This is a genomic window from Mycobacterium sp. IS-3022 (assembly GCF_001500065.1).
GTDB lineage: Bacteria > Actinomycetota > Actinomycetes > Mycobacteriales > Mycobacteriaceae > Mycobacterium.
In genome coordinates, this window is record NZ_LQIN01000051.1 from 67,515 (window position 1) to 90,688 (window position 23,174).

24 protein-coding genes and 1 tRNA gene are annotated in these 23,174 nt (G+C 67.8%); 13 read left to right on the forward strand and 12 right to left on the reverse strand.

What is annotated here, in order from left to right; genetic code table 11:
* Positions 1 to 90 precede the first annotated feature (90 nt).
* From AU188_RS24110 to AU188_RS24120, 3 genes are all read right to left on the reverse strand, one after another.
* Positions 91 to 741: an SAF domain-containing protein gene (locus AU188_RS24110; RefSeq protein ID WP_059165994.1), complete on the reverse strand. Its 651-nt coding sequence runs from the start codon at positions 739 to 741 to the stop codon at positions 91 to 93.
* A gap of 67 nt (positions 742 to 808) precedes the next feature.
* Positions 809 to 1,147, reverse strand: coding sequence for an FmdB family zinc ribbon protein (locus AU188_RS25140; protein ID WP_082686785.1), 339 nt, complete (start codon positions 1,145 to 1,147; stop codon positions 809 to 811).
* Between the two features lie 59 nt (positions 1,148 to 1,206).
* A complete protein-coding gene (locus AU188_RS24120) occupies positions 1,207 to 1,821 on the reverse strand; it encodes a 5-formyltetrahydrofolate cyclo-ligase (RefSeq protein WP_059165996.1) in 615 nt (204 codons plus the stop codon).
* 87 nt (positions 1,822 to 1,908) lie between these two features.
* On the opposite strand from AU188_RS24120, the gene AU188_RS24125 reads away from it, so the two are divergent.
* The 5 genes from AU188_RS24125 (at position 1,909) to AU188_RS24145 (ending at position 6,093) form a co-directional block, all read left to right on the forward strand.
* Positions 1,909 to 2,820, forward strand: a complete 912-nt coding sequence (locus AU188_RS24125; RefSeq protein WP_059165997.1) for a UTP--glucose-1-phosphate uridylyltransferase — start codon at positions 1,909 to 1,911, stop codon at positions 2,818 to 2,820.
* A 27-nt stretch (positions 2,821 to 2,847) separates the two neighbouring features.
* Positions 2,848 to 4,104, forward strand: coding sequence for a molybdotransferase-like divisome protein Glp (gene glp, locus AU188_RS24130; protein WP_059165998.1), 1,257 nt, complete (start codon positions 2,848 to 2,850; stop codon positions 4,102 to 4,104).
* An 18-nt stretch (positions 4,105 to 4,122) separates the two neighbouring features.
* The gene (locus AU188_RS24135) at positions 4,123 to 4,776 is read left to right on the forward strand and encodes a GNAT family N-acetyltransferase (protein ID WP_059165999.1); all 654 of its coding nucleotides are present in this window, start codon (positions 4,123 to 4,125) and stop codon (positions 4,774 to 4,776) included.
* Between the two features lie 156 nt (positions 4,777 to 4,932).
* Complete coding sequence (gene sepX / locus AU188_RS24140) at positions 4,933 to 5,955, forward strand: divisome protein SepX/GlpR (protein ID WP_059166000.1); 1,023 nt, start codon at positions 4,933 to 4,935, stop codon at positions 5,953 to 5,955.
* Positions 5,956 to 6,017: 62 nt separating this feature from the next.
* A tRNA-Ala gene (locus tag AU188_RS24145) sits at positions 6,018 to 6,093 on the forward strand.
* 122 nt (positions 6,094 to 6,215) lie between these two features.
* Here the strand turns inward: AU188_RS24145 and AU188_RS24150 are convergent.
* Positions 6,216 to 8,183 (reverse strand): heavy metal translocating P-type ATPase, encoded by a 1,968-nt coding sequence (locus AU188_RS24150; RefSeq protein WP_082686775.1) that lies wholly within the window; start codon positions 8,181 to 8,183, stop codon positions 6,216 to 6,218.
* A 71-nt stretch (positions 8,184 to 8,254) separates the two neighbouring features.
* On the opposite strand from AU188_RS24150, the gene AU188_RS24155 reads away from it, so the two are divergent.
* Positions 8,255 to 8,608 carry an ArsR/SmtB family transcription factor gene (locus AU188_RS24155; RefSeq protein ID WP_059166001.1) on the forward strand — a complete coding sequence of 118 codons (354 nt, stop codon included), beginning with the start codon at positions 8,255 to 8,257 and terminating at the stop codon, positions 8,606 to 8,608.
* Between the two features lie 29 nt (positions 8,609 to 8,637).
* Here AU188_RS24155 and AU188_RS24160 read toward each other — a convergent pair whose 3' ends face one another.
* Complete coding sequence (locus AU188_RS24160; protein ID WP_059166002.1) at positions 8,638 to 9,432, reverse strand: SDR family oxidoreductase; 795 nt, start codon at positions 9,430 to 9,432, stop codon at positions 8,638 to 8,640.
* Positions 9,433 to 9,486: 54 nt separating this feature from the next.
* A complete protein-coding gene (locus AU188_RS24165; RefSeq protein ID WP_059166003.1) occupies positions 9,487 to 10,107 on the reverse strand; it encodes a superoxide dismutase in 621 nt (206 codons plus the stop codon).
* Between the two features lie 235 nt (positions 10,108 to 10,342).
* Here AU188_RS24165 and pat point away from each other — a divergent pair, with 235 nt between their 5' ends.
* Positions 10,343 to 11,341 (forward strand): acetyltransferase Pat, encoded by a 999-nt coding sequence (gene pat, locus AU188_RS24170; protein ID WP_059166004.1) that lies wholly within the window; start codon positions 10,343 to 10,345, stop codon positions 11,339 to 11,341.
* Positions 11,341 to 12,171, forward strand: a complete 831-nt coding sequence (locus AU188_RS24175; RefSeq protein WP_172799588.1) for a shikimate 5-dehydrogenase — start codon at positions 11,341 to 11,343, stop codon at positions 12,169 to 12,171. The genes pat and AU188_RS24175 overlap by 1 nt, the downstream gene beginning before the upstream one ends.
* Position 12,172: 1 nt before the next feature.
* On the opposite strand, the gene lpqN is transcribed toward AU188_RS24175, so the two are convergent.
* Positions 12,173 to 12,880, reverse strand: coding sequence for an envelope biogenesis lipoprotein LpqN (gene lpqN, locus AU188_RS24180; protein WP_059166006.1), 708 nt, complete (start codon positions 12,878 to 12,880; stop codon positions 12,173 to 12,175).
* Between the two features lie 210 nt (positions 12,881 to 13,090).
* On the opposite strand from lpqN, the gene AU188_RS24185 reads away from it, so the two are divergent.
* From AU188_RS24185 to AU188_RS24195, 3 genes are read left to right on the forward strand one after another with little or no spacing between them, the layout of a single operon-like run.
* The gene (locus AU188_RS24185) at positions 13,091 to 14,851 is read left to right on the forward strand and encodes a PE-PPE domain-containing protein (RefSeq protein WP_059166007.1); all 1,761 of its coding nucleotides are present in this window, start codon (positions 13,091 to 13,093) and stop codon (positions 14,849 to 14,851) included.
* Positions 14,852 to 14,879: 28 nt separating this feature from the next.
* Complete coding sequence (locus AU188_RS24190) at positions 14,880 to 15,518, forward strand: DUF5642 family protein (RefSeq protein ID WP_172799585.1); 639 nt, start codon at positions 14,880 to 14,882, stop codon at positions 15,516 to 15,518.
* 29 nt (positions 15,519 to 15,547) lie between these two features.
* A complete protein-coding gene (locus AU188_RS24195) occupies positions 15,548 to 16,210 on the forward strand; it encodes a DUF5642 family protein (protein WP_059166008.1) in 663 nt (220 codons plus the stop codon).
* Here the strand turns inward: AU188_RS24195 and AU188_RS24200 are convergent.
* Positions 16,207 to 16,803, reverse strand: a complete 597-nt coding sequence (locus AU188_RS24200) for an alpha-ketoglutarate-dependent dioxygenase AlkB family protein (protein WP_059166009.1) — start codon at positions 16,801 to 16,803, stop codon at positions 16,207 to 16,209. The two genes, AU188_RS24195 and AU188_RS24200, sit on opposite strands and share 4 nt — an antisense overlap.
* Before the next feature lie 36 nt (positions 16,804 to 16,839).
* Entirely contained in the window at positions 16,840 to 17,274 is a 435-nt protein-coding gene (gene soxR / locus AU188_RS24205) for a redox-sensitive transcriptional activator SoxR (protein ID WP_059098080.1), read from the reverse strand.
* Positions 17,275 to 17,311: 37 nt separating this feature from the next.
* Between soxR and arcA the strand changes: the two genes are divergently transcribed.
* Positions 17,312 to 18,523: an arginine deiminase gene (arcA, locus tag AU188_RS24210; protein ID WP_059166010.1), complete on the forward strand. Its 1,212-nt coding sequence runs from the start codon at positions 17,312 to 17,314 to the stop codon at positions 18,521 to 18,523.
* Here the strand turns inward: arcA and AU188_RS24215 are convergent.
* Positions 18,520 to 19,344: a hypothetical protein gene (locus AU188_RS24215; RefSeq protein WP_059166011.1), complete on the reverse strand. Its 825-nt coding sequence runs from the start codon at positions 19,342 to 19,344 to the stop codon at positions 18,520 to 18,522. The genes arcA and AU188_RS24215 overlap by 4 nt on opposite strands.
* A 159-nt stretch (positions 19,345 to 19,503) precedes the next feature.
* On the reverse strand, positions 19,504 to 20,952 hold the full coding sequence (locus AU188_RS24220) for a dolichyl-phosphate-mannose--protein mannosyltransferase (RefSeq protein ID WP_286137667.1): 1,449 nt from the start codon (positions 20,950 to 20,952) through the stop codon (positions 19,504 to 19,506).
* Between the two features lie 117 nt (positions 20,953 to 21,069).
* On the opposite strand from AU188_RS24220, the gene rsmI reads away from it, so the two are divergent.
* Entirely contained in the window at positions 21,070 to 21,906 is an 837-nt protein-coding gene (gene rsmI, locus AU188_RS24225; protein WP_059166013.1) for a 16S rRNA (cytidine(1402)-2'-O)-methyltransferase, read from the forward strand.
* Here the strand turns inward: rsmI and AU188_RS24230 are convergent.
* Complete coding sequence (locus tag AU188_RS24230) at positions 21,862 to 23,112, reverse strand: aminodeoxychorismate synthase component I (protein WP_059166014.1); 1,251 nt, start codon at positions 23,110 to 23,112, stop codon at positions 21,862 to 21,864. The two genes, rsmI and AU188_RS24230, sit on opposite strands and share 45 nt — an antisense overlap.
* Positions 23,113 to 23,174 lie beyond the last annotated feature (62 nt).

Here is a 23,174-nt window from a genome sequence, read left to right on the forward strand (position 1 = left end):
GGATCCTCCTTGCAGTGGTATTCGGTCGACAGTTAGGCACGTTAGTTGCGTGGGCACCGACCAGGGGCGAAATGCCCGTACAGGCGTCCCTCAGTGCAGCGTGAGCGTGACAGACTGCACCAACGTCGCGGCGGCCACGTCGTTGGCCGCGTGCGCGGGCAGCGCCACCAGGATGACCCGGTCGGTGCCGCCGCCCACTCCCGTGGGCTTTTCGGACACCAGCACGACGACCGCGTCGGTCGCGACAACCCTTGGCCGAGGGTCGGATTCGGGGCCGGCGGCCAGCACGTCGACAACGTCGCCGGGGCGGATCAGGTCGAGCACCGCGGTCTCGTCGAGCGACAGCGGCACGATGCGTGCCGTCGGACCCACCGTCGCTTCGGCGAGCCGGGGGCTCAGCATGCGGACGTCGGTGAGCGCCTCGCCGCGGCGGGCCGGACCGGCCAGCGTTGCACCGACTACGGCGGCGACATCTGTCTGCACACCATCGGGAACGGTTGCCGCACTCAGCTTTTCGAGCCGGACATCGTCGGCGGTCAGTTCGCTGCCCGGGCTCAGGTCGCGTGCGGCCACGACGGCGTCGACGCGCTCGTCGTCAGGATCGGGGCGCAGCGCTGCGACGGCGGCGAGCACCACCAGCCCGCCCGCGGCAACCCGACGGGCCAGGACCGTGCGAGTCCAGTCGGGCCGTAGCAACTCGGTGAGCCGATGAATCGGCAACGGATTGAGTGTGTCCCCCATGCCGCCAAATTAGGCAGCGCGATACGCCGGTGGGGGAGCTGAACGCCAGCCTGTGGATAACCCTGCGTCAGCTCGACGCGGCGGCCGCTGCGGGGGAGCTGGAAGAACTCGAGCTCGAGCTCTTGCCGGAGTCGCTCGAACTCGACGAACCGGCGCTCGACTGGTCCGACGACGAGCTCGACTCCGAGGCGCCGCTGCTACCGGACCCGTTCGACGAACTCTTGCCGGATTCGCGGCTGTCCGTGCGGTAGAAGCCGCTGCCCTTGAACACAACTCCCACGTTGCCGAAGAGCTTGCGCAGGCGGCCGTTGCACTTGCGGCAGGTGGTCAGCGAGGCATCGCTGAACGCCTGGATCGCATCGAACCTGTCGTCACACTCGGTGCACGCATAGGAATAGGTAGGCACGAAACCCTCCGTGGTGGTCAAAACTGCTTAGCACTCTACCGGGTCAAGTGCTAGAACCGCTATGTGGCGATGCTCATTCCCGGCCCGGCCGGCCTGCCGAGGGCCACCAGCCCGAGCCGGGGGGTGAGCGCGTGGGTCATCGACACGTCGTGGGGTTCGGCGGGTAGCCGGTCGACGAGTTCGTCGTCGCGCACGACCGCAACAAGCCGCGCCGACGGCGACGCCAACGGCAGGGACCGGTCGTAGAAACCCGCGCCGCGGCCCAGCCGTACCCCCTGCCGGTCGACCGCGAGCGCCGGTACCAGCAGCGTCGTCGCATCCGCGACCGCTTCGGCCGTCAGCCACGGTTCGGCCGGCTCACGAAGACCGAACCGCGCCACCCGCAACCCGCCGGGAACGTATTCACCCCATTGCAGGCGCAGTGGACTGCCCGTGCTGTCGAGTCGCGCCACCGGCAACAGCACCCGAACACCGCGCCGTTGCAAGGAATCGATCAGCTCGAGTGATCCCGGCTCAGCCCCGACGGGAACGTAGGCGCAGACGGTCTGACCGGCCGCGGCGAGCGTCGTCGCATGCTCGGCCAGCGCAGCCGCTTCGGCGTTGTGCTCATGCGCGGAAACTGCCCGGCGGGCCGACAGGATCGCGGCCCGCAGATCCGCTTTCGTCGCGCCCACAGCATCCTTTCCGAAACGTTTGCCAACTGCTCTTAACCACCCGGCCTCGACAGGTTCAACCTGCCCAAGGAGGTTAATGTGTGAACGATGACAAGGCCTGAGGTACCGATCCCGTACACGGCGGTGGTTCCGGCGGCGGGACTGGGCACGCGGTTCCTGCCCGCCACCAAGACGGTTCCCAAAGAACTGCTGCCCGTCGTCGACACCCCCGGCATCGAGCTCGTCGCCGCGGAAGCCGCCGAGGCGGGCGCGGAGCGTCTGGTCATCGTCACCTCCGAGGGCAAGGACGGGGTCGTCGCACACTTCGTCCAGGACCTGGTGCTCGAGGGCACGCTGGAAGCGCGCGGCAAGAAGTCGATGCTGGAGAAGGTCCGCCGGGCACCCGCGCTGATCAAGGTCGAATCGGTGGTGCAGGCCGAACCGCTGGGCCTGGGCCACGCGGTCAGCTGCGTGGAATCCTCGCTGTCGCCCGACGAGGACGCGATCGCCGTGCTGCTGCCCGACGACCTCGTGTTGCCGACCGGCGTCCTCGAGACGATGTCGAAAGTCCGTGCCAAACGCGGCGGTTCGGTGTTGTGTGCGATCGAGGTGCCCGTTGACGAGATCAGCGCCTACGGCGTGTTCGACGTCGAGCCCGTCGCCGACACAAACAATCCGAACGTCCTGCGGGTCAAGGGCATGTACGAGAAACCGAAGCCGGAGGATGCGCCGTCGCCCTATGCGGCGGCCGGCCGCTACGTGCTGGACCGGGCCATCTTCGATGCGCTGCGGCGGGTTCCGCGCGGTGCGGGCGGTGAGATCCAGTTGACCGACGCCGTCGCGCTGCTCATCAACGAGGGGCACCCGGTCCACGTGGTCGTGCACCGCGGTGATCGACACGACCTCGGAAATCCCGGCGGCTACCTCAAGGCTGCGGTTGACTTTGCATTGAAGCGTGACGACTACGGGCCGGAACTCCGGCGGTGGTTGGTGGAGCGATTGGGGCTGGTCGACTGCTGAGAGCCCTGACGCATAGATAGGGGTGCAGTGCGTTCGGTCGAGGAACAGCAGGCACGGGTGGCGGCTGCGGCGGTGGCGCCGCGCCCGGTCAGGGTGGCGATCGCCGAAGCGCAGGGCTTGATGTGCGCCGAGGAGGTCGTCACCGAGCGGCCGTTGCCCGGTTTCGACCAGGCCGCGATCGACGGTTACGCGGTCCGCAGCGTCGACGTGCTCGGCGTGGGCGACACCGGGGACGGCGAAGAGCCCGCCGACGGCGAGGTCAGCCTGCCGGTGATGGGCGTCATCGAGGCAGGCGCCCGAACGCCGAGTCGGTTGCAGCCGCGCCAGGCGGCGCGTGTGCAGACCGGCGCCCCGATGCCGACGCTCGCGGATGCGGTGCTGCCGTTGCGCTGGACCGACGGCGGCGATGCGCGGGTACGGGTGCTGCGCGGGGTGCGGTCGGGCGCCTACGTGCGTCGCACCGGAGACGACGTGCAACCCGGCGACGTCGCGGTGCGGGCGGGCACGATCATCGGTCCGGCGCAGGTCGGTCTGCTGGCCGCCGTCGGCCGGGAACGTGTGTTGGTGCATCCGCGACCGCGGCTGTCGGTGATGTGCGTGGGCGGTGAGCTCGTCGACATTTCCCGGACTCCCGGCAACGGTCAGGTCTACGACGTCAACTCCTACGCGCTCGCGGCCGCGGGCCGTGATGCCGGCGCGGAGGTGAACCGCGTCGGCATCGTCGACACCGATCCCAAGCGGCTGCGTGAAGTCGTCGAGGGCCAGATCAACCGCGCCGAGGTCGTGGTGATCGCCGGCGCGGTCGGCGGGGCGGCCGCCGAGGCGGTCCGCTCGGTGCTCGCCGAGTTGGGCGAGATGGAGGTGACGCGCATCGCGATGCACCCCGGTTCGGTGCAGGGGTTCGGTCAGCTCGGCCGCGACGGCGTGCCGGTGTTCCTGCTTCCCGCCAACCCGGTCAGCGCGCTGGTGGTGTTCGAGGTGATGGTGCGTCCGCTGATCCGGCTGTCGCTGGGCAAGCGGCAGGCGCACCGGCGGATCGTGCAGGCCCGTGCGCTGTCGCCGATCGAGTCGGTGGCCGGGCGCAAGGGGTATCTGCGCGGACAGCTGATGCGGGATCAGGACACCGGCGAGTACCTGGTGCAGGCGCTCGGCGGGGCGCCGGGCGCGTCGCACCTGCTGGCGACGCTGGCCGAGGCGAACTGTCTGGTCGTCGTGCCCACCGAGGCCGAACAGGTCCGCACCGGCGAGATCGTCGACGTCGCATTCCTGGCTCAACGCGGCTGACCCGCCCGGCGTGTCGACGTGAACCTGTGGCGGTCGAGTTCCCTGCATCCTGGATGGCCGCAGCCTGCCGGTCCGCTGCGGGTGGCCGCTGGCGTGGTGCGGTTGCGCCCGGTCCGGCTGCGTGACGGCGCACAGTGGAGCCGCCTGCGGCTGGCCGAGCGCGCCCACCTCGAGCGGTGGGAACCGGCCACCGGCGTGGACTGGGCGACGCGGCACGCGATCACGTCGTGGCCGTCGGTGTGTTCGGGGCTGCGGTCGGAGGCTCGCAAAGGCCGGATGCTGCCCTACACGATCGAGTTGGACGGCCAGTTCTGCGGGCAGCTGACGATCGGCAATGTCACACACGGCGCGCTGCGGTCCGCGTGGATCGGGTACTGGGTGGCCAAGGCGGTCAACGGCGGAGGGGTCGCGACCGCTGCGCTCGCGCTGGGCGTGGACCACTGCTTCGGTCCGGTGCGACTGCACCGCGTGGAAGCGACCGTGCGGCCGGAGAACGCGGCGAGCCGCGCGGTGCTGGCGAAGGTCGGCTTTCGCGAGGAAGGGCTGTTGCGCCGGTATCTGGAGGTCGACGGCGCCTGGCGCGACCACCTGCTGGTCGCGATCACGATCGAGGAGCTGAACGGGTCGGCGGCCGCGGCGCTGGTGCGCCAAGGCCGCGCGAGCTGGGCATAGCATCGGCGGGTTTCGCCGCATCCGCTGTTACCAATGTGACATTTGTTACTGGTGGTGCTTGTCATGCGCGAATTACAGGTGTGTAATTGTCTCGGCGCGCCGCCCACGGATGCGCAGGTCACAGACCTAGCCTTTACGGGGAAAGGAGCAGGCGACATGCCAAGCATCCCCCAATCCCTTCTGTGGATATCCCTCGTCGTCCTCTGGCTCTTCGTGCTCGTGCCGATGCTGATCAGCAAGCGCGACACCGTGCGCCGAACCAGTGACGTCGCGCTGGCGACGCGCGTGCTCAACAGTGGGCGCAATGCGCGCCTGCTGAAGCGCCACGGCCCCGCGGCGGGGCACGCCAGCGATCCGGACTGGCGGCCCTCCGACGACGACCTCGATGACGAGATCGAAGAGGAACCCGTGGGCCGTTCGGTGGTGCGCGCCGCGGTCGTCGAGAGCGAGCACAGCGCCGAACCCGACTACCTCGACGTCGATGTCGTCGGGGAGGACTCGGGCGCGCTGCCGGTCGGCGAGTCGGACCGGCAAGTGGACGAAAACAATGAGCTGACACTGCAATTCGATGAGTCGGCCGAGGACGTGGACGCCGTCGGCGAGGAAGCCGTCGACGAAGCCGATGAAGAGGCCGTCGCGCCCGAACCTGAAGCCGACGAAGCGCAGGACGAGTACGAAACCGACGACGACTCGTCGGGTCTGGAGGCGCCGTCGGAGGCCGACCTGCGGATGGCCGACTCGCTGTCGGCGGCGCGGCAGCGCCGGTACGAGTCGAAGACGGCCGCCGCGGTGAGCGAGCGCAAGTACAAGTTCCGCAAGCGGATGCTGACCGCGATGGGGGTGCTGTTGGTGGGCTCGGCCGTCGCGGCGTACACGGTGAGCTCCGGGCTGTGGTGGCTGTGTGGCGCGGTCGGCGCGATCACGGTGCTGTACTTGGGCTATCTGCGCCGCCAGACGCGGATCGAAGAGCGATTGCGCCGCAGGCGGGCCCAGCGCATCGCGCGCTCGCGGCTGGGTGTGGAGAACACCGACGACCGCGAGTTCGACGTCGTGCCGTCGCGGCTGAGACGACCCGGGTCGGTGGTGCTGGAGATCGACGACGAGGATCCGATCTTCGAGCATCTGGACTATGCGCCGTTCGCGCGCCACTTCGACCTGCCGCGGGCGGCGGGCCAGTAGACCGGTCGAAGCCGTCGATTTTCGGCGACCATCCGACGGCTGGTAGCCTGCTACCGGTACCAGGGGCTATGGCGCAGTTGGTAGCGCGACTCGTTCGCATCGAGTAGGTCAGGGGTTCGATTCCCCTTAGCTCCACCATTTTCGGCGGTGGCCGGGCCGCCTGCGTCCTTGCCGGCTTTCCAGAACGGCGTTGCGTAATTCGCGCTCAGGACCTTGCCGGGGCCGGATTGTAGCCACGGCTTCGGCGGGCAGACCCGACGCTACGAGGAGGTAGCCGACGGCTGACGCCAGGCGCGGGAACTCAGCAGTCGTAATCCATTGAGCGCAACGATGATTGTCGAGCCCTCGTGACCGGCGACGCCGAGCGGCAGCGGCAGGTGTCCGAGCACATCCCACGCGACGAGTACACAGATGAATGTCGCTGCGATTGCGAGGTTCGCGATGACGACGCGGCGCGCACGCTGAGCCAGAGCCACGACGGCGGGGATCGTGGCCAGGTCATCCCGCACCGTGACGGCATCGGCGGTGTCCAACGTCAGGTCGGCTCCGTTGCGTCCCATGGCAACCGAGGCATGCGAGGCTGCCATGGCCGGCGCGTCATTGACCCCGTCGCCGACGTACAGCACGCGATGTCCGCTGGCTTGCAGGTCACGTACTGCCGCGACCTTGCCGTCGGGCAGCAGTTCGGCGCGAGTGTCGTCGATTCCGATCTGCGCGCCGAGTCGTGCGGCCGCGCGGTGGTTGTCTCCCGTCAGCATGACCGGGGGAGCCGCGGTGATCCGGGCGATGGCTTGCACGACCGCCGCGGAGCCGTGTCGAGTCGTGTCATCGAGCGCGAGCACACCGACGCTGCGCCCGTCGAGGACTACAACCACCGCGGTGGCTCCGTTGCTCTCCAACGTGACCACAATGTCGGCGTGCGCTGTGGAATCGAGCGCGCGCGGGCTGCGGACCTCGACGACTTGGCCGTCAACGGTCGCGCGGACGCCGCGGCCTGGTGACGAACGGAAGTCGGCGGCGGCCGGTATGACGAGGTCGCGTTCGATGGCGGCGGACAGAATGGCTCGACCAAGCGGGTGTTCGCTGAATTGCTCTGCGGCGGCGGCCATTCTGACGATGTCGTCTTCGTCAAGCCGGTCGTCGAGCGATACGGCTTTGGAAAGCCGCGGGATACCTGTGGTCAGCGTTCCGGTCTTGTCGACGGCGACGACACTCGTGTCCGCGAGGTGTTCCATGGCCACGGCCGATTTCACGAGTACACCGTGCCGCCCGGCGTTGGCGATGGCCGACAGCAGCGGCGGCATCGTGGCCAGCACAACCGCGCACGGTGATGCAACGATCATGAAGGTCATCGCTCGCAGCAGCGCGGACTGCAAGTCAGCGCCGAACGTCAAAGGGATGGCGAACAGCGCGAGTGTCGCCGCGACGACACCAACCGAATAGCGTTGCTCGACCTTCTCGATGAACAACTGAGTCTTGGCTTTGGTGGCCGACGCCTCGGCGACCAACGCGACGATGCGGGCGACCACGGTATCGGAGGGGTCGCGGGTGACGCGGATACGTAGTACCCCTGTGCCGTTGAGAGTGCCTGCGAAAACCTCGTCGTCCATCGATTTGCCGACGGGCAGCGGTTCTCCGGTGACCGAGGCCTGGTCGACATCCGACGCGCCCCCGACTACGACACCATCGGCTGACACGCGCTCACCGGGGCGAACCAGCACCATGTCTCCAACGTGCAGGCCCTGAGCGTCCACCAAGCGTCCGGCGCCGTCGCCGTCGAGGCGGGTTGCCCGATCGGGCGCGAGATCCAGCAGGCCTTTGACCGAATCCGCGGTGCGCTTCGTCGCCACGTCCTCCAGCGCGCCCGAGGTCGCGAAAATGACGATCAGCAAGGCGCCGTCGAAGACCTGCCCGATACCGGCTGCGCCAATCGCGGCCACCACCATGAGGAGATCCACGTCGAGCGTCCGGGACCGGAGCGCTCGTAACCCCTCCCACGCATGCGTCCATCCGCCTGCCGCATAACACGCCAGGTAGAGCGTCCACCACACCGGCGAAGGTGCATCGAGCAACTGCGCGGCCAGCCCCGCCACGAACAAGCCCAGCGCGAGTGCTGCCCACCGCATTGACGCGACGGACCACAGCATCGGAAAAATCGGTCGCCGGCGTGCGCCGGGCGGCGGCTGGCCCTGGACGGTGGCTCTCGGCACAGCGAGCCGAATCGACATCACATCGATATGTATACATGTAGAGGTCTACATATGTCATATGGCCGGCGCGGCCGTGCTTCAATTGAGCGATGGGACACGGCGTCCAAGGCAGAGCTGCGCCTCCGGCGACTCTTGATTCGGCCTCGGCTGTCAAAGTCGCCGAGACGCTGCAGGCGCTCGCCTCGCCCAACCGGCTCATGATTCTCACGCGCCTACGGCAGTCACCCTGTTCGGTCGGCGAATTGTCCACCGCTGTGGGTATGGAACAACCCGCAGTCTCCAACCAGTTGCGACTGCTCCGGGCGCTCGGCCTGGTAGCGGGCGACCGAAGCGGCCGCAACATCGTTTACCGCCTCTACGACAATCACGTCGCCCAGTTGCTCGACGAGGCGATCTACCACATCGAGCATCTCCGGATGGGTGCCAGCGACTCGACCGCTTAGAGGTGGTGGTCCGGTGCTCGCGGGCTGAGCTACGCGGTCGTCGCGATCCCGCCGTCGACCGGGATGATCGCGCCCGTCACGTACGCGCCCGCGCGGCTCGCCAAGAACACTGCGATCCCGGCCATGTCGTCGTCGCGTCCTATCCGGCGCAGCGGTGCCGACGCCGCGATCTGGTCACCGTATGCGTCGAGCGTCGCCGCCATCATCTTCGACGGAAACGGCCCTGGCGCAACGGCATTCACGGTGATGTGCTGCGGGCCGAGCTCGCGGGCGAGCACCCGGGTGAGCTGATGAACGGCCGCCTTGCTACTGCTGTAGGAGTAGGTCGGCAACTGCGGGACTCGGATGCCGTCGATGCTGCCGACGTTGACGATCCGGGCGGGATCGTCCGCGGTGCCCGCGAGGCGAAGGGCCGGCAGCAGCGCCTGGACGAGCCAGAACGGCGACTTGACGTTCAGGTCGAGCACCTTGTCCCACGCCGAATCCGGGAAGCTTTCGAGTGGCTCACCCCAGGTCGCACCGGCGTTGTTGACCAGGATGTGCAACGGTTCGCCGTCGCCGGTGACCTCTTCGGCCAACCGCAGGCACTCGTCGTGCCGCGAGAGGTCGGCGGGCACGGCACGCACCTCGCCGTATCTCGACAGCGCAGCTTCGGCCTGTTGGCAACCCTCGGCCTTGCGGGAGCTGATCACAACGCGGGCGCCCGCCTGCAGCAGGCCCCGCGTCATCATCGCGCCGACGCCTCTGGTGCCGCCCGTGACCAGGGCTCGCTTGCCGGTGAGGTCGAAAAGCTGTGTGTGCGTGCTGAACTGATCGTCACTCATCGGCGCGCGCCTCCGTCGGGTCCGGATCGGCCGCCCCGGCCGTCCGGTTAGAGACTAGAAGATCAGCCCCGTTGCTCGACTGGTGGCCGCGGCGAAGCGGTTCTGCACGTCCTCCCAGTTCACGACGTTCCAGAACGCCTTGACGTAGTCGGCCTTCACGTTCTTGTACTGCAGGTAGTACGCGTGCTCCCACATGTCGACCTGGAGCAGCGGAATGATGCCCAGCGGCACGTTGGCCTGCTGGTCGTAGAGCTGAAAGGTGAGCAACCGCTGACCCAGGGTGTCGTAACCGAGCACCGCCCACCCCGAGCCCTGCAACCCGTTGGCCGCCGCCGCGAACTGCGCCTGGAACTTGTCGAACGACCCGAACTGGTCGTCGATCGCGGCACCGAGTTCGCCGGTCGGCTTGTCGCCGCCGTTCGGCGAGAGGTTCTTCCACCAGATCGTGTGGTTGACGTGCCCACCGAGGTGAAAAGCGAGGTTCTTCTCGTTGAGGAAGATCGCCGCATGGTCGCCGTTGGCGCGCGCTTCCTCGAGCTTGGCGATCGCGTCGTTGACACCCTTGACATAGGTGGCGTGGTGCTTGCTGTGGTGAATCTCGTTGATCTGCCCCGAGATATGCGGCTCCAGGGCGCCGTAGTCGTAGTCAAGGTCAGGCAGGGTGTACTCGGCCATTGGGCTTCCTTTCTGATCTGCAGTCGTAGCCTATGGCGGCAATCTATACCTGTCTACCTGTTCAGATGTTGTGATATCCTGTGACGCGCGGGCGGCCGTGGACGACATCGATGCAGCACATCATGTAGCGACTTGTCTTCCGGCGGGTGGCGAAGTACCACGGCCGGCCCGCTCCACATCCGCCGAGCGGCGCCCTTCCTTGCCCGACGCGACGATCAGCCCGTAGCCTCAGATCGTGGCCGGTCCGACCGGCGTCCGCGCCGATGAACTCACCGCGTTGGAAGTTTTCGGTGGCTATCGGGCCGAGGCCCTGGTTCCGCTGGCGGCCCAACTGAGTCCGCTCAACGCCGCCGCGGGGCAGGTGCTCATGCATCAAGGCGAACTCGCGGTGTCCTTCCTGCTGATCGGCTCCGGCGAGGCCGAGGTCACGCACGTCGGAGACGACGGGCACGACACCGTCGCCAAGCTGACGGCGGGGATGATCGTCGGCGAGATCGCGCTGCTGCGTGACACGGCGCGCACCGCGACCGTCATCGCCACCCAGCCCGTGCGCGGATGGGTGGGGGGACGTGAAGCGTTCGCCACGCTGCTCGAGATCCCGGGCATGCTCGACCGGCTGCTGAGCACCGCCCGACAGCGTCTCGCCGCCTATGTCAACCCCATCCCGATCCGGCTACGGGACGAAACCAAGCTGTGGTTGCGGCCGGTATTGCCCGGTGACAACGAACGCACTTCGAAAGGCCCCGTCGAATTCTCCAGCGAGACGCTGTACCGACGGTTTCAATCGGTTCGTGTTCCGAGCAAGTCGCTGATGCGCTATCTGTTCGAGGTCGACTACGACCACCACTTCGTCTGGGTGATGACCGACGGTCCCGACGGCCCGGTCGTCGCGGACGGGCGCTTCGTGCGTGACGAGAAGGATCTCGCCGTTGCCGAGGTGGCATTCATCGTCGCCGACGCCTATCAGAACAAAGGCGTCGGAACGCTCCTCATGGGGGCGCTCGCGATCGCCGCGAATTTCCATGGCGTGCAACGATTCACCGCGCGTGTGCTCTCCGACAACTATCCCATGCGCAGCATCCTGACCCGCTTCGGCGCGCACTGGCAGCGCGACGACCTCGGGGTGGTCACCACCACCATCGAGGTACCGCGCCCGCCCAACCCGCCGTTCTCGGCCGAGCTGACCAAACAGATCCGCGGCGCGGCGTCTCAGGTCGTGCGGGCGGTCGGCTGATGCGCGTGCCGTTGTCAAAGGACACCCGACTGTGCATCTCGCTATCGGGCCGACCGACCAACATCGGGACCCGGTTCCACAACTACCTGTACGACCTTCTCGGGCTCGACTTCATCTACAAGGCGTGCACCACAACGGATATCGCAGCAGCGATCGGGGGTGTGCGGGCGCTCGGTATCCGCGGCTGTTCGGTTTCGATGCCGTTCAAACAAGACGTGCTGGCGCTCGTCGACGAGGTCGAACAGTCGGCCCAGTCGATCCGCGCCGTCAACACGATCGTCAACGACCTGTCCGTGCCCGGCGGCAGGCTCACCGCATCGAACACCGACTACCTTGCGGTGCAACGCCTCATCGCCGAGAACGGGCTGCAGCCGGCACAGTCGATGCTCATTTACGGCAGCGGCGGGATGGCCAGTGCCGTCGGCGCCGCATTCCGCGACCTGGGATTCGTCCACGGCACGATCGCGGCGAGAAATGCCGAGACCGGTCGTTCGCTGGCCGACCGTCTGGGCTACGACTACGTCGCCGACATCGGCTCGCGCGACGCCGACGTACTCGTCAACGTCACGCCGATCGGAATGGCCGGTGCGCCCGAGGCGAGCGAGAAGCCCTTCGACGACGCCGCGATCGCCAAGGCGCACCACGTCTTCGATGTGGTCGCGATGCCCTCCGAGACACCGCTCATCAAGGCGGCGCGCAAGGCGGGTGTCGCGGTGATCACCGGCGCGGAGGTGATCGCACTGCAGGCCGCCGAGCAGTTCGAGCGCTACACCGGCATACGGCCGACCGACGAACAGATCATGGCCGCCTCCGCGGTGTCACGCGCCTGAGTCAGGGCGTGATGGTGGTCTGCTCGTCGATGACCGACGTGGCATCCATCAGCGCGCCCATCTGGTCCTCGCGGCCGTCGGCGTTGAGTTGTAGGACGAACAGCCCGCCCTGACCGGGTATCACGACCGTCTTCTGAGCGATCGCCCGCAAGACACCGTCCTTGGTGTACGTGCCGCCGATCTGCACCGCCTCGAAGCCGGAGAGGGTGGATGGCGAACCTTCCTCGGCCCCTTCATATTCGGGCAGGTTCTTGATCTCGTTCGGGGCGAATTCGAGGATCTTGGCCGGGTCGACGTTGCCGGTCAATTTCGACACCAACGCGATGACGGTCGGGGGATCCTGTGCCATTGCGGGGTCATCGGAAATGATTGCGCCGTATGCCCATTCGGGTGCACGGGGGCCGGCATCACTCCAGCCGGGGGGAAACGGCAGATCGATGGTCGGCGCACCGGGATCGCCGCGTCTGACGGGGGTTTCGATGATCCCGTTGTCCCGGATGTACTCGACGATCGTGTAGTTCGCGCCCGTGGCCTTCGCCGACCCGGGCGGCGGGGCGGCCGAAGCCTCCGTCGTGCCGGCAGCCGATGTGCCGGTTTCCTCCGAGGTCGTCGCCGACTCGCTCTTGGTGTCCGATCCACATCCGGCCAGCCCGAGGCCGAGTGCGACGGCCGCAACCGCGATGATTCCGGCCCGCATCGAACTGCTCATTCGCTCCTCCAACGGTTTGATCTGCGCCGTAGCCTACGGGCGCCATCCATCGCATGCAGGCAAACTCCATTCGGCAGCCGCTTCCCGGCGGCAAACCTCCGGAAAAACTTTGCTGAGACAGTCCGAGATGGTTAGCTGTCTGCAGACTGTGTGGGGGCAACGGCCGTGGTGTCGGAAGGGGAACGCGCGATGTCGTCCGATGGTGCGCGAATGAAGACAGCGCTGCGTTCGCTTGGTGCGATGTGCCTGGCTGTGCTCGCGGCCATCGTCCTGGTCGTCGCGTGGACGGCCGCGACCGCGGTGCAGTTGGCAGCGAGCGCGCTGATCATGGGCGGAACAGAACACCCGTTGAGCTCCCCGCCCGATGACCCGGCCTTCATCAGCGAGTACTTGGACGACGCCGTCACCTTCTTCATCAATCCGGCGGCTGGCTCGCCCACCGGTCCCGGGCACCCGCCGATCGACGACGTCGACCGCAACGTCTATGCCGTCGTCTATCCCGCTCAGTTCTTTCCTGTGTTCGGCACCAAGACCTTCGACGCCTCCGTCCGCGAGGGTGTGCTGAGCCTGGACGGTTGCGTTCGCGGAGGGGCGTCCTGTGTCTACAACGAGGACGCCAGTTACAGCGTCGACCCGAATCTGCCGACGCCCCCGCCGACGCTTCCGGCGCCTCCTGCGGATGAGGACTACGTCATCTTCGGCTACTCGCAAAGCGCCGTGGTCGCGTCCCTGGTGAAGCGGGGCTTGATCACCACTCCGAGGGCTGGGGAGGACCCGGGGGAGACGTCGTTCTTTCTGCTGGCCAACCCGATGCGGCCCAACGGCGGCATCCTGGCGCGAGGACCCGAAGGACTGACGATTCCGATCCTCGGCGTGACCTTCCACGGCGCGACCCCGACGAACACCTGCGAGCAGGCGGGCGGGCCGTGTATGCCGACGGTCGACCTCGCGGCGCAGTACGACGGTCTCGGCGGTGATGCGCCTGCCAGCCTCACCAACGTGCTGGCCATCCTCAACGCCGTCGCGGGCTATTACTACCTCCACGGCGATCTGCAGAACGCGGACTTCGACGATGCGCTCTACCAGGGCAGCCACGGCGACACCGACTACTACCTCTACCCGACGAAGCGGCTGCCTATCTTGATGCCGTTCGAGGGTGTGGTCCCGTCGCCGGTCTTGACGCTTCTGGACGCGCCGCTTCGCGTGCTGATCGAGGGTGCGTACGCGCGTGACGTCAACCCCGGCGTCGGGACGAAAGTGGGCCTGCTTCCGTTCCGGAATCCGATCCAGACGGCGCTCAATCTCGTGGCGGCGATTCCGACCGGTATCGACGACGCGCTCGCCGAGATTGCCGGAGATCCGACGTTCCGCCCGCTGGGCACGCAGCCGACCACCAGCCCCTTCGGTGTCGGCGGGCCGGACCTGCCACCGCCGCTCGACGAGAGCGACATGCGGATGTCGATGTCGTGGTCAGCTGAGGGCGACGACGAAATGGGCGGAACGGTTGTCGACGATGGCCAACCGGCCGTCGACGAGCCCGAACCCGCGGGAGAGGCGCTCGGTCACGATACCGCCGGCGACAAGCCGCTCGACATCGTCGAGAAGCCGGCCGACACGGTCGAGGAGAAGCCCCTCGGCACGGTCGAGGAGAAGCCCCTCGACACGGTCGAGGAAAAGACGACACTCGACGAGGATGAGACTCCAGTCGATACTCCAGTCGATGAGGAAGAGGTCGTTGATCAATCGGGCGACGAGGAAGCTGAAGACGACCCCCTCGAGACGGAAACACCTCAGGTGCGCACCAAACCCGACAATCCCAAGGTGCGCGGCCCCATCCAGTTTGATTCACAGAACAAGGCGGGGGCCGAGCCCAGTGACGACCCCGACGCCGACGGCACGCCTACCACCGAGACGGAAAAGGATCCCGGCGACGACGCGGCCGACGGGTCCGAAGGGGAGGCCGCCGCGTAACCGGGCGATCACCGGTCGCGGCGTCGCCGTGGCGGCGGTCCTGGCGATCTGCGCGGCCGCCTGTGGCGCACCGTCGGATCCGCCGGATCACGTGCCGTCTGCCGACGTGCCGCCGCAGATCAACCCGGCCCGAATAGAGCGGGCCCGAAGTGAGCTTCCCGCCGGTTACGAGGTCTCCGACCTCGAGGGTCCGATCGGACCGATCACCGCATGGGGATACGGCGCGCAGTGGAGCACCGAACCGCCGACCTGCGCTGCGCTGGTCGACCCCGCCGCCGGCGCCCCGAACACCAGCGGCTGGTCGGCATCGGGGCCGGGCGGAATCGTCTACGCCGCTGTCGCCGACGCAGCAGGACATGTCGACCCCGTGACAATCGACGAATGCGGGCGCTTCACCGTTGCGGGCGGGCGCACGACGGGGACTGTCACGCTCGGGCCCGCACCGGTCATCGACGACGCGCCGACGGTCGCGTTGGCCACGGCGAGCGCCACCGTCGTCGAAGGCGGTTCCGAAACTCGTTCGCACGCCGACACTGTCACCGCGTACCTCGGTGACCACGTCGCATTCGTCGCGGTCGTCACCGACCCCGGTTCGCCGAACCCGCAACTCGGCTCGGCCTTCGCCGCCACCTTGATGAGGGAAACGGTGTCCGCGTTACGGGGTTGAGGCCGCATCCCCGGGTAGCCTGTGCGGCGATGTCGAAGAGCCCGATGCTGGTGTTCGCATGCGCCGGCCTGCTCACCGCGTGTGCGACCGGCCAATCGGCCGACGATCTGTCGCGCGCCGACATCGTCCGCGTCAAGGACGTTCGGGCAAGCTTCGGACCCGGTTTCACGGTCACCGACGTCGGGCCGACCGGCATCGACCCGCGGCTGCTCGGCCGACAAGCGCTGCCGCCGGGTATGAAGTTCGAACCGCCCGACTGCTCCTCGTTCGCGAATCAGCAGATGGTGCCCGAAGGCGCCAGGGGCAACATGGCGGCGACCACGGCCGAGGGTGAGGGCAACCGGTTCATCGCGATCGCGGTCGAGACCTCGGAGGCCGCTTCGGTCAATCCGCCGGCCGACAACTGCCGCAAGGTCGGCTTCGCCGGCGGCGCGGTGCGCGGTCTGGTCGAGGTCGTCGAGGCGCCGCAGATCGAGGGTGTCCAGACGTTGGGCACCCACCGCGTCGTGCAGACAATCGCGGACGGCAAGCCCCGCACCGGTGAGCTCTACAACTACCTCGCCAGTTTCGGTTCCTTCCTGGTGATCGTCACCGCTAACCCGTTGGTGCTGCCCGACAAGCCCGTCGCGAAGGTCGACACTCAACGCGCCCGCGACCTGCTGGTCGCCGCGGTGAAGGCGGTCCGGTCCTAGCGCACGTCATGCGGACGGAACTGGATGCTGATGCGCGGGCCGACGGGTCGTGCCGTCTTCGGAATGGCGTGCTCCCAGGTGCGTTGACACGACCCGCCCATGACGAGCAGGTCACCGTGCCGGTGCTGCAGACGCAGCGATTTGCCGCCGCCACGAGGGCGCAACGCGAAAGTCCTTGTGGCGCCGAGCCCCACTATCGCGACCATGGTGTCCTCGGTGCTGCTGCGCCCGATGGTGTCGCCGTGCCAGGCGACGCTGTCGTTGCCGTCGCGGTACAGACACAGCCCTGCGGTGGTGAACGGTTCGCCGAGTTCACCGGCGTAGGCGTCGTTGAGCCGACGGCGGAGCTGCTTGAGACGCGGATGCGGCGGCGGCTCGTCGACGAGGTTCACGAAGCAGACCAGCCGCGGCACGTCGACGACCCGGTCGTACATCGGCCTGCGCTCGGCGCGCCAGGGGACGACGTCGGACAGTTCCTCGAACAGCGCGTCGGCTTCGTCCAGCCACCCGGAGCGGAAGTCGATCCAGGCGCCATTGCCCAGATGGCGGCGTTCGGCGTGCTCGAACAGCGAGCTCTGCAGAGCCAGCTCCATGTCCGCAATTCTATCGCACAGACGTTCGACTTCGAGTCACAGCCGCACCGCGCCCGGCCCCTGGTTGGCGAGCATGTCTCCGGGGTTGGTGAGCGCGCAGGTCTTCAGGCTCAGGCAGCCACAGCCGATGCAGCCGGCGAGGTTGTCCCGCAGGCGCTGCAGATGCAGGATGCGCTCGTCGAGATCCTGCCGCCAGCCCGCCGACAGTTTCGCCCAGTCCTTGCTTGTCGGCACCCGGTCGGTGGGCAGGGTGGCCAGCGCTTCGCGGATGCGGGACAGCGGAATGCCGAGCCGTTGCGACATCCGGATGAACGCGACCCGCCGCAACGTCTCCCGGGCGTAGCGGCGCTGGTTGCCGGTCGTGCGCCGGCTGTGGATGAGGCCTTCGCGCTCGTAGAAGTGCAGTGCCGAGACCGCAACACCGCTGCGAGCCGACATCTCGCCGGGAGTCAGCTCGTGAATCAACTCCATAACATCAACCATAGTTGAGGTGACCTCGCGGGTTACGGTGCTAGATGTGACGCTGGGCTGCGACTCCGAGGTCGGGCGACTGCGCGCGGTCATCCTGCACCGGCCCGGGGCCGAACTGCAGCGGTTGACGCCCCGCAACAACGACGCCTTGCTGTTCGACGGACTGCCCTGGGTGGCGCGGGCGCAGCAGGAGCACGACGCGTTCGCCGCGCTGCTGGCCGACCGCGGGGTCGAGGTGCTGCTGCTGGCGGACCTGCTGACCGAAGCGCTGTCACACAGTGGCGCGGCTCGGATGCACGGCATCGCCGCGGCGGTCGATCCGCGACGGCTGGGTCTACCTCTGGCACAGGAACTTTCGACGTACCTGCGGTCGCTGGAGCCGGCGCCGCTGGCCCGCGTGCTGATGGCAGGCATGACGTTCAACGAGTTGCCCCTATCGGGAGCCGAGTTGTCGCTGGTGCGCCGGATGCACCACGGTGCCGACTTCGTCATCGACCCGTTGCCGAACCTGTTGTTCACCCGCGACTCGTCGTTCTGGATCGGTCCGCGGGTGGCGATCACATCGCTGGCGCTGCCGGCGCGAGTGCGGGAGACGTCGCTGACCGACGTGATCTACGCGCACCATCCGCGGTTCCTCGGTGTGCGGCGGGCCTACGAGTCGCGGTCGGCGCCCGTCGAAGGCGGTGACGTGTTGCTGCTCGCACCGGGTGTCGTTGCGGTCGGGGTGGGCGAGCGGACCACGCCCGCCGGGGCGGAGGCATTGGCGCGCAGCCTGTTCGACGACGATCTCGCCCATACGGTGCTGGCGGTGCCGATCGCGCAGGGGCGCGCGCAGATGCACCTCGACACGGTCTGCACGATGGTCGACGTCGATGCGGTGGTGATGTACCCACCGGTGGTGGATTCGCTGTCGGCGTTCACGATTCACCGCGACGGCAGCGGTGGCGTGCGCATCGACGACGAGGTGCCGTTTGTGCAGGCCGCTGCGACGGCGATGGGTATCGACAGGCTGCGAGTCATCGCGACGGGACTCGATCCGGTGACGGCCGAGCGCGAGCAGTGGGACGACGGAAACAACACGCTCGCGTTGGCCCCCGGAGTGGTGGTCGCATACGAGCGCAACGTCGAAACCAATGCGCGCCTTGCCGATGCGGGCATCGAGGTGCTGCCGATCGAGGCATTCGAACTGGGCACCGGCCGCGGCGGCCCGCGATGCATGTCGTGCCCGGCGGGCCGCGACCCGCTCTAGACCCGCGACAGCCGCTGCAACCTCCACAACGGATACCCGCGTTCGGTGACGGTCATCCGCACCTTGCACATGATGGCCGGTGGCGTTGCATCGGCCGCAGAAATCAATCTCCATCCGGCCTTCTCCTGCATCCCCGAGCTGTCTTCACCAAAGACCACACCGACCATCGGCGCGTCGTAGCCCATCGCTACACGTGTGGAACCGCCACCATCGGTCACCGTGAAATCCGTTTTGGGCGCTGGGAACCCGGCATCGGACAGGGCGAGGCGAGTCAACGTCTCTCTCGGTGAACTGGATCCGCCGTCCATCAGCGACACCGCTTCGATCGCATGCCAGATCGCGCGGCTGCCGCGGTAGCGGTTCAGCAACGGTTCTACTTCAGACGCCGTTAACCCGGTCGCGCGGGCAAGTGCGTCGAGGTGGACGACAGCGGAATCGCGCGGGGCATGACGCGCGAGGTCCAATGCGGTGCGTTCGAGCCTGGTGACGGGCAGCCCGTCGATCTCGGTAATTTCATCGGCTTCGATCCGCTCGTTGCGGACCCGTATCCCGTGCGGCGGTCGGCTGCAGCGCCAGATCAATTCGACGTCCACCCCTTGGTTCACGGGTCGCGCGCCATGCAGCACGGCGGCGGCGGCGCCGGCGATCACGCCTTGCCGTTTCGACCAGAGCCAGGCGCCGAGGATGCGCTGCGGCAGCTGCGGCTCTGCGGCATTGGTGCTGTAGACGTCTGGGAACATGCGCCGGTAACTCCAGCGCAATTGCCCGCGAGTCAGTGCGCCACTGGCCACCGCCTCAGTTCCGACGAACACGTCCTCCACGCCGCAATGCTGACTAGGCCGACTGACATTTGCCGCTCCTACGGTCGAGATTGCACACAGGGTTGTGGCTCGCGATCGCAGCCATGGATGCAATCTCGCGCGTAGGACCCGGGACCCACCTATGCCTCGATGCCAGATCCTCAGCCGTATCCTCTATCGCTATCGCCAGGAGGGCAGCCAGATCTGCATGTTCCACGTCGACTGCGAGATCGGGATGCCCGTAAGAATCGGGTACATCCACGCGAAGTTCGTCAGCACCAGTGCGACATAACAGCTCACCGCGATCAACCCGAGCGTTCGACGCTCGGCGTTCTGGTTCGGCTTGTGCAGGATGTCGCCTAGGATCAGCGCGATCATCAGCACCATGAACGGCGCCATCGTCGCCGCGTAGAAGAAGTACATCTGGCGATCGATGTCGGCGAACCACGGCAGGAAACCCGCGCCGTAGCCGACGAGCGCAACCGCATACCGCCAGTCCCGCCTGATGAAGGCCCGCCACACCGCCCAGGCCAGCACCGGCACCGCGAGGAACCACATCGCCGGTGTGCCGACGAGCATCACCGCCTTGACGCACGACTGCGCGCCACACCCCGCAACGTCCTGGTTGTCGATCGCATACAGCACCGGGCGCAGCGACATCGGCCACGTCCACGGCTTGGACTCCCACGGGTGGTGGTTCCCGTCCGCGTTGGTCAGCCCGGCATGGAACTTGTACGCGGCGTAGGTGTAATGCCACAGCGAACGCAGCGCATCGGGGATCGGCAACACGCTGTCCTCGCCGATCGACTGCCCGACCTCGTGGCGGTTCACGGCGGTCTCCGAGGCGAACCAGGGAGTGTAGGACGCCAGGTACACGACGAACGGGATGAACACCAGCGCGTACAGCGACGGCCCCAGGTCGCGACGGAATGCGCCCAGCCACGGTCGCGGCACGCGGTACTGGCGCCGCGCGACGATGTCGAACACCATCGTCATGACACCGAAGAATGCGACGAAGTAGAGCCCGGACCACTTTGTGGCACAAGCCAACCCGAGCAGCACGCCGGCGCCGAACCGCCACCACCGCACGCCGAGCCGCGGTCCCCACAGCGTCTCGCCGATGCGACCCTCCAGCAGCGCGATGTGCATCCGCTCACGCACCTGGTCCCGGTCGACGATCAGGCAGCCGAACGCGGCCACCACGAACATCACCAGAAACCCGTCGAGCAGCGCGGTGCGCGAGGCGACGAAGCTCACTCCGTCGGCGACCACCAGCAGCCCCGCGATGCCGCCGACCAACGTCGACCGGCTGATGCGCCGCGCGATGCGCGCCACCAGCACGACCATGATCACGCCGCAGACGGCACCCGAGAACCGCCAGCCCAACCCGTTGTACCCGAACAGCGCCTCACCGATCGCAATCAACTGCTTGCCGACCGGCGGATGCACGACCAGGCCGTAGCCGGGGTTGTCCTCGACGCCGTGGTTGTGCAGCATCTGCCACGCCTGCGGGGCGTAGTGCTTCTCGTCGAAGATCGGCGTACCGGCATCGGTCGGCGACCCGAGGTTGAGGAACCGGGTCACCGCCGCCAGCGCGGCGATGACGGCCGTCATCACCCAGCCCTGCATGCGGTCGACGGGACCGAAGTCGGCGACGGGCACCTGCGGCGCGGGGCTGATGACGGGGACCGCGCGTGGCGCTTTGGTGGCGGGAGCGGTCACGAGTGCGATCGTAGGCTGTCCGGCATGACCCTCGGCCGACTGCTCATCGGCGCGACGCCGCTTGGCCAGCCCTCGGATGCATCATCACGGCTGGTCGACGCGTTGAGGGACGCCGACGTCATCGCCGCGGAAGACACCCGCCGCATCCGCACGCTGGCCCAGGCTCTGGAAGTGAGGCTCACCGCCAAGGTGGTCAGCCTCTATGACCAGAACGAGGCCTCGCGGGTCTCGGGTCTGCTCGACGAGGTCCGGGCCGGCGCGACGGTGCTGCTGGTCAGCGATGCCGGTATGCCGTTGATCAGCGATCCCGGCTACCGGCTGGTGACGGCGTCTATAGATGCCGGCCTGCCGGTCAGTTGCCTGCCCGGCCCGTCGGCCGTGACGACGGCGCTGGCGGTTTCGGGGCTACCGGCCGAGAGGTTCTGCTTCGAGGGGTTCGCGCCGCGCAGACAGGCCGCCCGCAGAACATGGCTGAACACGCTGGCGACCGAGCAGCGGACCTGTGTGTTCTTCGAGTCGCCGCGCCGGCTTGCGGCGACGCTCACCGATGCCGTCGCGGTGCTCGGCTCGCAGCGACGGGCCGTGGTCTGCCGCGAGCTGACCAAGACGCACGAGCAAGTGGTCCGCGGCTCGCTCGCCGAACTGACCGACTGGGCCGCCGACGGCGTCCTCGGCGAGATCACCGTCGTGCTGGCCGGCGCCGTCCCGAAGGCCGACCTCGAAACGTTGGTGGCCGAGGTCAACAAACTCGTCGACGACGGCATCCGGGTCAAGGACGCCTGTGCCGAGGTGGTCGCGGCGAATCCGGGCTCACCGTCACGGCGTGAGCTCTACGACGCGGTCCTGCGTTCGCGCGCGTGACCCGGTGATCGGTGCCGCCTTGTGCAGGCACTCCTCCCACTCGCGATCGGGATCCGAGTCGGCCGTGATGCCCCCGCCGACGCCCAGAACCGCGTTGCCGAACGCGTCGAACTCGACGGTGCGGATCGCGACGTTCAACTCGCAGCCGCCGACGGGTGACGCCAAACCGACTGTGCCGCAATAAACTCCGCGTCGAACGGGTTCCCATCCCGCGAGCAGCTGACGTGCCCGCACCTTCGGCGTGCCGGTCACCGAGGCGGGCGGAAAGGTGGCGTCGAGCACCGCCGACATCGGCACCTCGACGTCCACCCGCGCCGACACCGTCGACACCAGATGCCACACTCCCGGCGCCGGCCGCACGGCCAACAACTCCGGCACCGTCACCGTGCCGACGTCGGCGACGCGGCCGAGGTCATTGCGCACGAGATCGACGATCATGATGTTCTCCGCGACGTCCTTGACCGACGCGCGCAGTGCCGCCGGATCGGCGGACAACGGCAGCGTGCCCTTGATCGGGCTCGACGCGACGTGGTCACCGCGCCGGCGCAGGAACAGTTCCGGCGAAAACGACGCCACCGCGCCCCAGTCGCCGCCCAGGTATGCCGCCCGCGCAGGAGACGTCCGTTCAACGGCGTCGACGAAGAAGTCGATCGCAGCGCCGTCGAGTCGGCCGCGGAACTGTGTGCACACACACGCCTGGTAGACCTCGCCGGCGGCGATCGCGTCCAGGCAGGCCAACACCCCGCGCCGATGCGCGTCGCGGTCGGCCTCGCCCCACGCGAGGCGAGCCGGCCGGGGTTCGACAGGCGCTCGCAGCGCGTCGACCACCCAGTCCGGAATCGCTGCGCCGGCGAGGCTTTCGAACCACCACCGTCCATCGCGGTCCTGACGCAGTACACAATCGGACCAGCCGCCCGCCGCCTCGGGAACACGCGGGCCATTCCCATCGGCCGCAGCGTCGGGATACGACAGATAACCGAACCAACCGCCGCCGACCGCATCTCCTGATCCGCCCGGCATGACGTCGAACACTCGCGACGCCTCGACGGGCGCCGCGTCGACCGTCGGCGCGATGACGGCACCCGAGCCGAACCAGTCGCCAATCAGTGCGGCGGGTGCGGACAGCCCACGCTCGGCCGCGGCGTACGCGACGGCGCGCAGTACCGCCGGGGCGCCGCCCAGGTCGCCGAGCAGGTCAATCCGCACGGCCCCAGCTTGCTGTGTCCCGCGAGCAGACGCAAAGTGGCCCGAAATTGTCGCGAAACAGG

Coding starts and splice junctions, on each gene's coding strand:
- AU188_RS24185 (WP_059166007.1), top strand. CDS start 13,091: ATGAAGACAGCGCTGCGTTCGCTTGGTGCGATGTGCCTGGCTGTGCTC.
- sepX (WP_059166000.1), top strand. CDS start 4,933: ATGCCAAGCATCCCCCAATCCCTTCTGTGGATATCCCTCGTCGTCCTC.
- AU188_RS24165 (WP_059166003.1), bottom strand. CDS start 10,107: ATGGCCGAGTACACCCTGCCTGACCTTGACTACGACTACGGCGCCCTG.
- AU188_RS24200 (WP_059166009.1), bottom strand. CDS start 16,803: ATGGAGCTGGCTCTGCAGAGCTCGCTGTTCGAGCACGCCGAACGCCGC.
- AU188_RS24125 (WP_059165997.1), top strand. CDS start 1,909: ATGACAAGGCCTGAGGTACCGATCCCGTACACGGCGGTGGTTCCGGCG.
- AU188_RS24150 (WP_082686775.1), bottom strand. CDS start 8,183: ATGTCGATTCGGCTCGCTGTGCCGAGAGCCACCGTCCAGGGCCAGCCG.
- AU188_RS24220 (WP_286137667.1), bottom strand. CDS start 20,952: ATGCAGGGCTGGGTGATGACGGCCGTCATCGCCGCGCTGGCGGCGGTG.
- AU188_RS24195 (WP_059166008.1), top strand. CDS start 15,548: ATGTCGAAGAGCCCGATGCTGGTGTTCGCATGCGCCGGCCTGCTCACC.
- AU188_RS24110 (WP_059165994.1), bottom strand. CDS start 741: ATGGGGGACACACTCAATCCGTTGCCGATTCATCGGCTCACCGAGTTG.
- lpqN (WP_059166006.1), bottom strand. CDS start 12,880: ATGAGCAGTTCGATGCGGGCCGGAATCATCGCGGTTGCGGCCGTCGCA.
- AU188_RS24160 (WP_059166002.1), bottom strand. CDS start 9,432: ATGAGTGACGATCAGTTCAGCACGCACACACAGCTTTTCGACCTCACC.
- AU188_RS24175 (WP_172799588.1), top strand. CDS start 11,341: ATGCGCGTGCCGTTGTCAAAGGACACCCGACTGTGCATCTCGCTATCG.
- soxR (WP_059098080.1), bottom strand. CDS start 17,274: ATGGAGTTGATTCACGAGCTGACTCCCGGCGAGATGTCGGCTCGCAGC.
- rsmI (WP_059166013.1), top strand. CDS start 21,070: ATGACCCTCGGCCGACTGCTCATCGGCGCGACGCCGCTTGGCCAGCCC.
- AU188_RS24155 (WP_059166001.1), top strand. CDS start 8,255: ATGGGACACGGCGTCCAAGGCAGAGCTGCGCCTCCGGCGACTCTTGAT.